10 protein-coding genes are annotated in these 13,256 nt (G+C 54.8%); 3 read left to right on the top strand and 7 right to left on the bottom strand.

Annotated elements, in window-relative coordinates; all coding sequences use genetic code 11:
• Positions 1 to 52 precede the first annotated feature (52 nt).
• The 3 genes from H8K03_17740 to H8K03_17730 form a co-directional block, all read right to left on the bottom strand.
• Positions 53 to 307: a hypothetical protein gene (locus H8K03_17740; GenBank protein UVT19611.1), complete on the bottom strand. Its 255-nt coding sequence runs from the start codon at positions 305 to 307 to the stop codon at positions 53 to 55.
• 1,044 nt (positions 308 to 1,351) lie between these two features.
• Complete coding sequence (locus H8K03_17735; GenBank protein UVT19610.1) at positions 1,352 to 1,549, bottom strand: hypothetical protein; 198 nt, start codon at positions 1,547 to 1,549, stop codon at positions 1,352 to 1,354.
• Between the two features lie 1,416 nt (positions 1,550 to 2,965).
• Entirely contained in the window at positions 2,966 to 4,081 is a 1,116-nt protein-coding gene (locus H8K03_17730) for an SGNH/GDSL hydrolase family protein (protein ID UVT19609.1), read from the bottom strand.
• Positions 4,082 to 4,459: 378 nt separating this feature from the next.
• Here H8K03_17730 and H8K03_17725 point away from each other — a divergent pair, with 378 nt between their 5' ends.
• The 3 genes from H8K03_17725 (at position 4,460) to H8K03_17715 (ending at position 6,769) form a co-directional block, all read left to right on the top strand.
• A complete protein-coding gene (locus H8K03_17725) occupies positions 4,460 to 5,866 on the top strand; it encodes a hypothetical protein (protein UVT19608.1) in 1,407 nt (468 codons plus the stop codon).
• 163 nt (positions 5,867 to 6,029) lie between these two features.
• Positions 6,030 to 6,284, top strand: coding sequence for an Lrp/AsnC ligand binding domain-containing protein (locus tag H8K03_17720; GenBank protein UVT19607.1), 255 nt, complete (start codon positions 6,030 to 6,032; stop codon positions 6,282 to 6,284).
• Complete coding sequence (locus H8K03_17715; protein UVT19606.1) at positions 6,281 to 6,769, top strand: hypothetical protein; 489 nt, start codon at positions 6,281 to 6,283, stop codon at positions 6,767 to 6,769. The genes H8K03_17720 and H8K03_17715 overlap by 4 nt, the downstream gene beginning before the upstream one ends.
• Here the strand turns inward: H8K03_17715 and H8K03_17710 are convergent.
• From H8K03_17710 to H8K03_17695, 4 genes are all read right to left on the bottom strand, one after another.
• Positions 6,766 to 8,178 carry a sigma-54-dependent Fis family transcriptional regulator gene (locus tag H8K03_17710; GenBank protein UVT19605.1) on the bottom strand — a complete coding sequence of 471 codons (1,413 nt, stop codon included), beginning with the start codon at positions 8,176 to 8,178 and terminating at the stop codon, positions 6,766 to 6,768. The genes H8K03_17715 and H8K03_17710 overlap by 4 nt on opposite strands.
• Positions 8,178 to 9,350, bottom strand: coding sequence for a hypothetical protein (locus H8K03_17705; protein ID UVT19604.1), 1,173 nt, complete (start codon positions 9,348 to 9,350; stop codon positions 8,178 to 8,180). Before H8K03_17705 ends, H8K03_17710 begins: the two co-directional genes overlap by 1 nt.
• 79 nt (positions 9,351 to 9,429) lie before the next feature.
• The gene (gene malQ / locus H8K03_17700) at positions 9,430 to 11,649 is read right to left on the bottom strand and encodes a 4-alpha-glucanotransferase (protein ID UVT19603.1); all 2,220 of its coding nucleotides are present in this window, start codon (positions 11,647 to 11,649) and stop codon (positions 9,430 to 9,432) included.
• Between the two features lie 252 nt (positions 11,650 to 11,901).
• Positions 11,902 to 13,254 carry a TolC family protein gene (locus tag H8K03_17695; protein ID UVT19602.1) on the bottom strand — a complete coding sequence of 451 codons (1,353 nt, stop codon included), beginning with the start codon at positions 13,252 to 13,254 and terminating at the stop codon, positions 11,902 to 11,904.
• Positions 13,255 to 13,256 lie beyond the last annotated feature (2 nt).

Genomic DNA, 13,256 nt, shown 5'->3' with positions numbered 1-13,256 from the left:
TAGACTGAGCCCTTCCTTCGGAAGAGAATACAACGGACCGTTTTGCCTGCCCTCACTGATAAACCATCCAATACGAATGCACCCCATCGCGCTCAGCCAGCATCCGGCATTGCACCTCAGTCTGGCATGGACGGTCGCGTGAGCCTTGAGCTGTCACATCGTTACCGCGGGCATAATCCACAACATATTCCTTCCGGGACGAGGTACAGCCAATAAGCAACAGGATCATGCACAGCAAAGCGCCGAGCGCGAGAGCACCCTTGTACCCAGTGTGAAACCCATGACCTTCTTGGGGTTGTATGAACATCGTCGCCTCCTTCCAGTGCGGGTGAATAAGAACAGGGAGTTGACTAATGATCCCATGCATCAAGCTCCCATCCTGCCCTAACCTTTACAAGACCCAATCCCGCATCTGTAGGGGACCCAGCCCTCCTTTTGGTGAATGATGTGAGTCGTCCCCCCGCCAGCGATACGTCCCAGTGGATGGCCGTTTGACCACTGCTGAGCCGCCTCCGGGAAGCGCTCACGTAACTGGATGCAACGGTCTGTCAGAAGCTATGTCGTGGTGAATATGTGGAATCAGACTGCTGTGGCTGGGATTCAGGAGGTGGCGAATCTTCCGCTGATGCCTTTCCCAAACCGCGGATCAGCGAACTGAGTGTTCACTGGATACAAATTGATTCACATGCTGAATCTAACCGATGCTATGACCCAGTTGGAGAGAAGGTACCCGCATGAGAAAAGTATGATTTTTTGGATATTCAGCAGCCACCTCGTCAAGCTGTGCATAGGTATACAATTTGCCTTTCGATACCAGATCGGGCGTTGTCTCGGGCTACTTCACTTAAGACCAATGTCCTGAAGGGACCTCCGATTGGCTATCGAAGAAGTCCATGTTGAATGGCACCTTACTCCGCGTGGATGGGTCCGCGGCAATTGGTCCGCCAACACACCCCTTAAGGCAAGAATTGCACCACCGGAGGACCGCATTGAGACGTGGGTCAAGACAGAAACCACGCACGACCATCAGTTCTCTCACATACAAAAGGAATGGTCACGGACGTGGGCATCGTCTCAACATAGTGAGTCAGATCGAACTGCATTACGGGCAATGCACCGCGTGCCAGTCCCAGAGTCGGATAATCCAAAGCCCACATGCTGGGATTTTCCTCTGAGCTAAACAGGTTCTAGAGACTGAGGTCCGCCTTAGTCCTGCGCTCTCCATGAATGGGAGCGTTGGGCTCGGCCTGTGTCACCACCCTTTCCACCAGCCCATCTTGCAGCTCCCCGAAATAGTCCACGCCCCATCTGTATTCCATGATTCAAGAAAGAGTGGTATTCTTGGAAGAGTTTATTTGAAAGGAGTACTTCCATGAAAGGCTCTCACTCTCATAAGCACGTCCACAGTCATGAACACATGCATGGCGCTGCTCAGACTCACAACCATGAACATGAACACGAGCATGCCCATACGCACGAACATGCTGCCGATACCGGACGCCATGATCACCAGCACACCGGCGAGCACGGTGAACATCAGCACCAGCATTCAGTGTAGTCTTCGTGTGCACCTACATCCGTCACCGGTCAAAGCTAGATGGCTATGACCGGCTTGGTCTCACGCGATTCCAGCGAATCCCTCCAGGCATCATTCACGTCGTTCACAGCAGTGAAATCACTGGCATGAAGCTCGGATTGACACCATTGAACGCAAGGCGTAGCATTTAAATTGATGGTACGGATATCTGTCCTTTTGGCATTCCTCCTCATTGTCCTGACCTTCAATGCCTACGCCTGCGTCCTGCCGTTACAACAAACTGCCAAAATGGACTGCGCGTCAGGGACAGAAGAGCCTGTTCGCGAAACATGCGATGCCTTTCTCGAAATGGGTCCGCTTTCACAGCTTTCTACTCACGAGGTCGTAAGCACCTTCCTTCTTGAAAGTGCGTTGCCGGTTCCGCTCCTTCCCGACACATTTGTTTCGCGTGTTTCAGTTACCAAACCGCCACGTAACACCGATACTTCCATTCATCCCTCGGTTCGAACAACGGTCCTACGGATTTGATACCCCCTTTCATCTCGCTTTCTGCAATAGCCTGTTAGGCGTTTCCATACTGTTTCGAGGATCCCAGATCCTCGCGATCGACGAGGGTCAGAACCACGAAAGGGGGACGTATGCCAGACATAAGCAGAAGAACATTGGTGACTACCGGCGCCTCTTTGCTCACGACGAGTGCTTCGTTGATGATGCTGCGGGTCGTGGATGCCGCGATGCACGAGGCAAGCGCCATGGGAGGAGGGCATCATACGACCGAAGAGATGGCCCGCTGTATACGGCTCTGCCAAGACTGCCATGTGCTCTGCGTTCAAATGATCGGGCATTGTTTAGAGCTTGGGGGCCGTCATGCAGCCCCAGACCATATCCGCTTATTGATGGACTGTGCGCAGATCTGCACAACGACTGCCGATTATATGGCTCGGGAGTCTTCACTTCACGATCGAATGTGCGGCCTTTGTTCTGAGATGTGCCGGCTCTGCGCGGAGAGCTGCGAGCACATAACTGGTGACGATCAGATGGTGAAACAGTGCGCCGAGATGTGCCGCCGCTGTGCGGCATCTTGCACACAAATGACATCTAAAGACGCGGCTTAACTGCCTGAATCGCTGCAGAAGGCTGCGCATGTAGGGTCTAGCCCGCGACCGACTGCGGTTTGTGCATCATCATATGGAGTGTGATTGCCGCGGGAAGTCTGAGGAGTGATCCGCAAGCGGATGCAGCGCTGGTATCGGTTTGATGGACGGCCGTCAGTATCCTGACGGCCGTCGACTCTTGAGATCGCATCAGTCAGGCTGTACAGACCGGAGTTCTGATGTCGGGCGAGACCGTGAGCTCCTACAGGATCGGGTGCTCGGAGCAGACGAAAGCATTGTCACCGTGAGAAAGAACGGACCGCCGCAGAAGTGTTCAGTTGGTGTTGTTTTGGAGGGAGGAAACGACATTCTGCCGCTGGTGAGCGGTTATGATATTGTGCTTGATAATATAATTAGCATAATTTTCTGCTAACTGTTCGACTCCTTTTCGCGTGTAATGCACCGGATCCACAAAATAGTCTGTTTCGCCACGTAAGATGGCATCATTATCGAGATAGAAGGACTTCGTCTCAGCGGCGACTTCCTCGATGATGGTATTGTAATATCTATGGTGGCTCACGAATTCGTCCTGTAACGGATAGACCGCAATGTCATTGTATGGCTTATATGCCATATGGTTTACGAAATATTCCTCAGAGGGGTGTAACGGTTGAGAGGCGAGGAGCACGGGGATCCCATTGCCCTGAGCCAGAGTTACAAAGGATTGGAGATTCCGCTTAAACACCGCGCTCGATACCGGACTAGGCACATGCCCATACGATTTTCTCTGAACACTGTATGTCGGATTCTTATGAAGACGATGGTAGATAAACCAGTATAGCCGCGAATGCTGAAAGAGGACATTGGGGATCGTGAAGCGAGAAACATAATCGGGAAAAAAGAACGGATTGGAGTACTTATTCGAGTAGTCATAGGTAAAGTTCGGGAAATACGTTGCGGCTAAGTCGTTAACATTTTCACTGAGAATAACCAAATCGGGATTCCACGAAACCACATCCAAAGCGAGAAGAATGATGAAATGCGGCGTCGCATACGCCGAATTGCCTAAATTGATGACTTCTATGTTGTCGCGGCCTAAGCGTTCTTTCAGCCTCGACTCCAATGCCTTCGGATAATGCACCCCTTCGACTAAATTTTCCGTGGTCGATCCCCCGATGCACACAATGCGAAACGTATTGCTGGGTTTCTTAACCGGATAGAGTTCTTTATGGCGGGAACTGATATAGGTTTGTCCGTCAACGGTCTTATAAAGATCAAATCCAAACGTGCGAAACGGAAAGAGCTTGATCGGTTCGGCTAAGATATTTCCGTAGGTCTTCCAGAAACTCCGTCCTTGAAACGCATCATATCCTCGTAGCCCTATCTCAAGCGTGAGAAGGGTCAACGAGGTCATCGAGAAGATTAAGATGATGTGTCGCTTCCAGGTCATTCGTTTGCTCGATCCATGAAACGCCGGCATCGCGCGAACACCCAGACCACCGTAAGAATGCCCGCAAGGTGTCGTGTCGAACCGTCTTGACTCACGTGTCCCTTGAGGCCCCTTCGAATTTTTAAGGGTGAAAAAATGGCAGAAGTCAACGGCTGAAGTCAATATCCTTTGAAATACGTACATATGAAAGATAAGGGGACTCTCACATTCCAACGAGTCTTTTTCCTGCGTCGTTTTGATGCAATCTCAGTGATTCTACGCTCGACGCATCTATGCTCGTCCCTCTCGAGTAGGATTTCGGTGCTCTGACCAATTCCGTAAAAACCCGTTGTTTTCTTGCCAGGTGCGTGACCCTCAGTTAGACTTTTTCACACAGCCATGGCACGGACGCGCGCAGCGGACCACCAACGACCCCGATCGAAAACTGCTCTCATCGAAGAGATCACTCATGGAATCAACAAGTTCCAGGAAGTCCTGACCGCAATCAAGGACCTCAGCCAGGAGGGATTCCCCTATCGTGACGCTGCACAAAGCAAAGCCGAGTTGCAGTTTCGCGAATGCCTGCGGCAGACGTTCGGTGAGCGTTCCCACGAATACCAAACCTATCGGAACTTCAAGATTCGCACAGCGGACAAGTCACAGGCGGCACAGACCCTTTCTGTCATTAAAGACCTTATGCATACCCTGGAGGACCGGAAGCTGGAACTTCAAGGACTCAAGCCGCCACCAAAACCCGAGCCACCACACGAAGCAAGCATAAACAACACCGCACGTCTGGTGCTTGTCTCGCCCGCGACGCCAACGACTGTGACAACGCAAGCGACTTCGCCGATGACGGTCGCCGTGGCCATGACGACAAATGTGGGGCCGTCGATCCCCCCTGTCACACCCATACCTCACGTCCAATCGGCTGCGACAGAGCCTCGGATCACGGCATCGACACCGGCTCCAATACCTACTCCGACACCTACGCCGATGCCCATACCCGCCGCATCCGAGGCGCCCGCTGCCCCAATCCCTGCCCCAATCCAAGAATCCTCCTCCCCGCCGATATCAACTCCACCCGCTCAAGCGATACTATCGGCGGTCGACAGCTCAGTCGAGGAGAAGCAAGTCCCGCCATCACCGGCGGTCGTTCCGTCATCCCCTTCTATACCGGCTCAACCTCATGTCAATTCCCCACCCCCGACGGTGAGCACTCACACCGTACCCCCAGCGATGACTCATTCCGTTGTACCCCCACCGCACGATCCGCAGATTGAGAAGCCATCGATCAGTCTGAGCAGCGATCGGTTGGTCGAATCCGTGCTTGCCCCTGCGATTGACCAAGACCCGCTTCATGTCATTCGGAAAGTCTGTCTTCGCTTCCACGCCGTCGCTCGCCAGCTCCGTCTGCGGAGAGACTATCGTCCGACCCTCGAGGTCGAGGATGACTATGACCTACAGGATCTATTGTGCGCGTTGTTGAAGGTAGAGTTTGATGAAGTGGCCACCGATGAATGGACGCCACCCTATACAGGAGGCGCTCCAAGAACGACGCTCCTAGTCAATAGGGATCAGATCGCGGTGGTAGCGAAGAAGACCAGGCCTGGATTGACGACAAAGGAACTTGCCGATCAAGTTACTGCGGACTCAGCGCACTACAGAACGCAAGGGCGATGCTCAACCTTGTTTTGCTTTATGTACGATCCGGAAGGCCGCATCGGCAGTCCGAAACGGCTGGAAACAACCTTAACCAGCGTCAGCGAGCACTGCAGGGTCGAAGTGCTTGTTGCGCCAAAGTGAGACCATGGCAAAACCAAATTTGAAATCTATCCCCTCTCCTTCATCGTCCAAGGCCACTAAAACCAAGCCGGTGTTGACAGACCAGACCGACTTTGCTATAAAGCACCCCACTTCTGGGGCAATCCCCTACACGATTCATGGTCCGGCTCCAGGAGATCAAGGTATGTCGGATCGTGCTTATGTATTGATCAATGTGTTGCCGGGCCAGACATCCGCTGTAGTCAAAGCGCTAGGGGAAATCAAAGAGATTAAGACGATCGATCCCTGTTGGGGCAAGCCAGATATCATCGCAGTCGCTGATATCCCGGACCAGGACGCCTTGACCCAACTGGTTTTGAGTCGTATTCATGGCATAGAAGGAGTGACACAGACCGATACTCACCTTGTCTACCGTCTGAAGGAGGCCAGAACAAAATGATCCGAAAGGACTGTCTAGCCATCGTCGTCATCGCCGCCTTTGCCTTTGGATGCAGCAGCGCCCCGCGTGCCACGATCGAACCCGATGTCGTCGACGTGACATTGCCCGTACCGGCAGATCAAGTGAAGGCAGCCGTGACAAAAGTCTTGAAAGACGATGACTACGACGTGAACTGGAAGGACGGATCTCAGTTACAGGCAGATTACAGGGATGAACAGTCCAGTATCTGGGATTGGCTCCTGAAAGGACGGTTCGGTGTGGTAAGAAGCCGTGCCGAAGCATCGGTAACACCGGAAACCGACAAAGCTACCAGACTCCGGTTACAAATCTTGTCTGAAGGCAAGCAAACGATGTTCGATAGCTGGGGTCCCACAGCTCCCCAAGTTCCTCAAAGCGCTGAAAACAAGCTCCGGTTGATCAAGAACGAATTGAAAATCGTACAATCGACGTACACAACTGAGACCTTTTACGGCGCAAAACCTTAGACCGGTTCTTTTTCTACTCCCTCAGCTTCCTCGCCAAGATCCAGGCCGAAACGCTCTGCCATACGGTAGAGCGTTCGTCTGTCGATGCCAAGGATTTTTGCGGCCTTCACCTTGTTGCCCTTCGTTTCTTTAAGCACACGAATCAAGTGACGTTTTTCCACTTCCTCTAACGTGAGATACACTTCATCGAGTCGATCAGCTTGCGTCTGTCGCGCATCGACGTCGGCAGCTGCGCCTTGACGAATCACGTCGGGCAAATCCTCAGGCGTCAAGAGAGGCCCGTGACTCAACGACACAGCCCGTTCAATCGCGTTTTCAAGCTCTCGAACATTGCCCGGCCACCGATACTGGGTCAACAACGCCATGGTTTCCGGCAGCACACCGCGCACTGCATGCGCAGTTCCCGCAGCACATTTCTGTAAGAAATGATGCACCAACATCGGAATATCTTCCCGCCGCTCCACCAACGACGGCAACGTGATAGGGACGACTTTCAGACGATAAAAGAGGTCGTCCCGAAACTTTCCTTCCTTCACGAGTTGCTCAAGATCCCGATTGGTCGCCGCAATGATCCGCACATCGACCCTTGTGGAGGTCGTACTCCCCACTCGGCGAACTTCCTGATCCTGCATTACCCGCAACAATTTCACTTGTAAGGCCTGTCCAAGTTCACCGATCTCGTCGAGAAACAACGTTCCCCCGTTGGCCGACTCGAAGAGCCCCACCTTGGTTCCTGCTGCACCGGTAAATGCCCCTTTTTCATACCCGAACATTTCAGATTCCAGCAGCGTATCCGGCAAGGCGCCACAATTGACCGGGATGAACGGCTTATCACGGCGCGGACCATTCGTATGGATGGCCCGGGCAATGAGCTCTTTGCCCGTTCCGCTTTCCCCTTGCAGCAGAACCGTACTTTTGCTCTCAGCCACGCGCGCGACCAACTTGTACACTTCCAGCATCGCCGTGCTGCTTCCGACCAAGGGAGACCATTCCCCCTTGCTCTTCAACTCTTCTCGGAACCGCGCATTCTCTTGGAGCAGTCGGCAGTGATCCAAGGCTCGTTTGACGACCAACTTGATGTCTTCTTTCTTGAACGGCTTCGCCAGGTAGTCATAGGCCCCCTGCTTGATCGCTTCGATCGCTCCTTCCAGAGAACCGAAGGCGGTCAGGACCACAACCGCTGTATTCGGGCTCACCCGCTTGAACTCCCTCAGAACCGTGAGCCCATCCACGGCGCCCATACGGATATCCGTCAATACCAAATCGACCCGCCCCTGTCGCCCACGCGCGATCACTTCTTCTCCACTGGCAAATGCCTCAACGTGATACCCTTCTTTCCTAAGCGCTTCCGCCAGGAGTTCACGTGCAACCACATCGTCGTCGGCTACGAGAATCGTCGCTGGTTGCATCACGCCTCCTCCATCATACGGGTGGGTTCACGTTGCACCGCGGGCAACGTCACCGCTACGGTGGTGCCACGCCCCATCTCACTCGTCAGCATGAGATTCCCGCCATGAGCTAGCACGGTTTCGCGGCTCAAGAATAGTCCTAAGCCGGTCCCCTTGCCAACTGCCTTCGTCGTAAAAAACGGCTCGAAGGCTTTTTCTGCATCGGCTTCCGGCATGCCACACCCTGTATCTTGGACGGTCATGGTCATCACTAGAGGGGACATTCGGCCGGCCGCCCTTCCCCCGCGGTCGACTTCTTCCGGAGAGGCCTCGCGGGCTCCCGCGACGATGTTCACCGTCCCTTCCGAAGGAGTGGCGGCCAGCGCATTCGCCAGGATATTCACCAACACCTGATGCATTTTTTCCTTATCGGCCCAGACCAGCGGCAGGTGCTCAGAAATCTGAATCGTCAAGGTAATCCCTTTCGCATGAAACGCGGGCTCCATCAAGTCGGCCGCCGGACCGATGACTTCCTCTACCGGCAACCACTTGGGCTCCGGCTGACGTGGCCGGGTGGAGGAAAGCAGGTCTTGGATGATCCGCACCACTCGCGTCAGCTGTTCATCGATGATGGCGACCCGCTTCTTCATCTCCTGCGTCACCCCAGGCTCCTCCGCCAGCGCCTGGACATGCCACGCAATCGAATGGAGAGGCGTGCCCACCTCGTGCGCAACGGACGCCACGAGTTGTCCCACCGCCGCCAGCCGTTCCGACCGGTTGAGTTGATCTTTTGCCTGAACCAGTTGGGTGTTGGCTTTGAGCAGATTCTCCGTTTGTCGGGCCAAGGCCGCCCGCGCCGCTTCCTCCCGTGCCTTCCGTTCTTCCCAACTTACCCCCAGATAGGCCACCAACAGCAGGACGCCGACGACGACACTCCGATTGATGACCGCCGCTTGAAATCGGCCCGGCTTGGTCGGTTGTAGCAGCCCTGAATACGTCGCGACGACACAAGCCAAGACGGTCACCAACATCACGGTTCGATTCCGAAGCGTCGTCACCAACAAAATCGGCAAGACGTACCCATAGGCCCCGACGACGTTGGCCGGAGCAAATTCTTCAATCACTAAGATAATGAGAAAGCAGGCTGCAGCGATCGCAAGAACGAGGCGGTCACGATGCGTCATGGCGATCATCGAATCGCTCGGCTCCGCCGGTGATCAAGACAACCGGTTCGAGACAATGGATAAAGAGAAGATCCGTTCACGGATGTTCTTACACAAGGGGGCGCGTCAAACGCAACTGAGCCGCGAGCCGTTCGAATCGTGGGTCGCTCTTCAGCTCCTCGACCGTGAGACTCAGCTTCCGACACCAATTCGGATGCTGATCCACCGTCCCAGGCAAATTGGTCTGAGCGCGAGCGCCGATGACATCTTCGAGATTGGCCAGAACAATCCAGGATGGAGTATGAGCCAGATACTGATGAACACACTCTCTCAACTCATCAGTCATGGTAGGCATGAGCGCTGGGTCTTCCGATAGACCGGCCGGCAAGAGTCCTTCGGACTTTAACGCAGCGAGGATACCGGCTTTCTCCTGTTGCCGCTCATCCAGCATCGCGTTCCGAGCTTGCTCGGAAGGAAATAGGCCGAGAGCGGATCGAGTCTCAATATCGGCACCCTCCCAATATCCATTCAACGTCGGAAGATCGTGAGTCGTGACGACCGCCAGTGATTGCGCCGGATACTGTGCCGGTGGTTTCCAGGCCCCTGAGGGAGTCCGTTCAAAATACAAAACCCGATAGGACAGGACGCCGGCTGTTCCCAGTCGGTCACGCACCCAATCGGGAACGGTTCCCAGATCTTCGCCGATGACGAGTGCGTTAGCCCGCACACTCTCCAATGCCAAGATCGCCAGCAGTTCCTCGTCACGGTAATGCACATATGTGCCCATCGAGGGGGGAAGGCCGCGTGGAATCCAAAACAAGCGGAAGAGCGCCATGACATGATCGATTCGAATCGCGCCACCATAGCGGAGATTGTTGCGGAGCAAGTTGATCATGTACTGGTAGCCACTCGCGCGAAGCCGGAGCGGATCAAGCGGAGAGAATCCCCAATTCTGCCCTTGGGGAGCAAAGGCATCGGGCGGCGCACCGCAATCGGCATTCAACGCCAGCACCTCTTGATACCGCCACCCATCGGCTCCGTAGCGATCGCTCCCGAGCGCAAGATCGTGGTAAAACCCGATCGGCATTCCGGCATCCTGTGCCTTCTCAACCAGCCCACGTAGCTGTTCTGCCGCCAACCACTGCAGGTACTGAAAGAACCTGACCCGCGACATATGCCGGTGCCGAAATTCCTGCACGGCCTCCGACGTTGGAACTCGATAGGGCTCCGGCCAGTCCGCCCAAACGACCGAGGGTGATTGGAGCGCCTGCCGCTCCTCCTCCAGCGCTTGAAATAACGCATATTCGGCCAGAGATTCTCCTTCACGCTCGACAAAGCGAGAAAAGCTGTTCCCGCGCTCCGTCGTCGGCTTCAACTCGGGCTCTTCACCTTCGAAATGTTCCCGAAGAAACGCACGATAGCAGACTTCGAGTATCTCGCGTTTCATCGTTTTGGCCGTATCGTAATCCACCAAGTCGCATCGCCTCGCTGCCTCGATCTGCGCGCGAAACGCCGGATCAGCCAACCGGCTCCGTACCTCCGGTGCCGTCCCATACTCCGCAACCTGTTCAACATCGATATACAGGTCGTTGAGAAACAGGCGGCTAGCCGGTGAATACGGGCTCACATGATAGGGTTTGGAATTCTTGAGCGCATGGAGTGGGTTGAGTCCGACCACGGCAGCACCCATGTGCTTTCCAGCCCATTCTACGATGGTCGCGAGATCGCCGAAGTCGCCGATGCCCCAATTGCGATCGCTCCGCAACGAATAGAGCTGCAAGGCGATACCCCACCATCGAGCACCACGCTGAAGTTTCTCAGGAACGTAACAACGCTCAGGGGCTACGATCAGACGGCACATTGTTTCAGTGTGCGTGCCACTTGCCTTCGCCTGAGCTCTCACCGCGTAATACCCGAGCGGCAATTCTCGTGGAAATGCCAAGGCCACACGAATGAAGCGACGCCCTTTGATCACACGCTGATCTTCGATTCTGAGCCCTGGCCCTTCTTCCCTCTCCCAGTGCGTCTCTCCAGTATCTGCATGGAGGGACCAGTGGATCTGTAGGAGAGCATCGTCCGAACGCTCGCACGGCACATGCAATGACCACATCCCAATCTCTCGCCCTGACCGAATCACATGGACCGGCTCGCATCCTTGTAGCCATGGGCGGTCATCCCAAGCCGTCAGTTCCTCAATGAGTTCATCGCGGTTTGCGGCATGGAGACTCATGGCGGTGAGGATAGCCCGACGCGTTTCATCCGTCGTCACATGATGCGTGCCGGCGATGTCGTAGTAATCAGCGACAATCCCGGCCCGATCGGCCAACATGCGCAGGAGGTCACTTTCAGACTGATTGTACATTGTTTGAGTGTGAGTGAAGGGCTAAGTCAAGTCAAGACAATGCCGTCTCTAAACCCTTTTCTTTGAATTCGACGGCAGGTTGGCTATATGAGGAAGAGTGCTGAAGGAAGCCTATGAACGGCACTGGCGTTCGTTTCCACACGATGCGGCGCGTGATATGCCCTTGGCCCCTGTCTTTGGAATGGGCAGTCGTCTACGCTGGTCTGATGGCCAGTGCCACTAGTTCAATCGATCTAAGCCGCCTGTGGAGCGAGCCAGATTGACGCGAGCAGCGTTGAGTTGGAAAAGTGCATTGACGAGGTTTTCTCTGGCGCGGGTGACTGCGGAAAGTCCGTTGGTCAGTTCGAAATGGCTGGCCGAGCTGATGACGGCGTAGCGTTCGCGCGCAAGCTCCAATTCCTTTGTTGCCATCTCGAGACCGGTCTGCGCGATGCCCACCTGTTCTTTCGCCGCGGTCAGTGAAGCGAGTGCATCGCGCGCTTCCATTCTGACTTGATTGAGCACCGACTTCATCCGTAACGCTTCTTGCTGTACCTGGCTCCGCGCCTGTACGATGCGGCCTTCGCGTTGCGCTCCATCGAAGATCGGAATCTGAAGGGTCAACGCCATATTGTACGTGTCTACGGAGTTGTTCCAACGATTACCGATGAGGCCATACTCGCCTTGGGCAACCAGCGACGGTAAGCGCTCCCCGGTGATGGACGAATAGGTCAGCTCCGAAGCTTTCATGCGTGTGATCTGCGCCTGAACCTCCGGTCTTTGGCTCAACGCCGAGTCTATCGCCTGTTCCGGCGTCGGTAGGTCCTGTACCTCCGTCAACCACTCATCGGTCAGAACCAGGGAGCTTTCCATGGAGAGCGCAAGCAGATTGATGAGATTCAGTTTGGCATGGTCAAGGTCATACCGCGCCGATGATTCCTGTTGCCGCTCAGCCGCCAGTTGTGCTTCTAGCCGCGCAACATCCAGTAACGTCGCGACTCCTCCACGCTGCCGGTGTCTGACCGTCTCCAGTAGTTCGTTCATCACGTGCTGATTCGCTTCATGCACCTTGATCGTGGCCATGGCCTTCAACCCATCCATATAGGCCAGGGCCACACTGGCCATCGTGTCGAACTTTCTCACCTCCGATTCATGTTCGGTGACATGCAACGTCTCCCGTGAAGCCCGCCATCGCTGAATCAAGCTGAGACTGAACAGGTTTTGTGTCGCGCTGATGCGCGTATCGAAAATGCTGAATGGATCGGTGCGCACGGGAGAAAGCCCGATGGTACCCAAGAATTGCGTCTGTCTGGTCTGGCGAATATTGGCAGACAGGTTGGGGAGCATCGCCCCCAATTGGGTCCGAACCTGACCTTGCCCCTCCTGAATTCGTTCTTTGTACAGGAGGACGTCGGGATTGTTGCTGACCGCCGCCGCCAAGGCGCCTTTCAAGGTGAGAGAAAGAGGTTCGGGGGCAGCTGATTGAGACGGTCTACTCGGTTCTCCGATTGGCATACCGGCGGTCGAGAAACTTGGCGCAAGCATCGTGGCGGCACATACACAGAATCCAAGAGGTGCAAACACCTTCAACATCC

Origin of the sequence: Nitrospira sp., assembly GCA_024760545.1 — a bacterium.
Lineage (GTDB): Bacteria > Nitrospirota > Nitrospiria > Nitrospirales > Nitrospiraceae > Nitrospira_D.
This window is presented reverse-complemented; position numbering and strand designations above follow the sequence as displayed.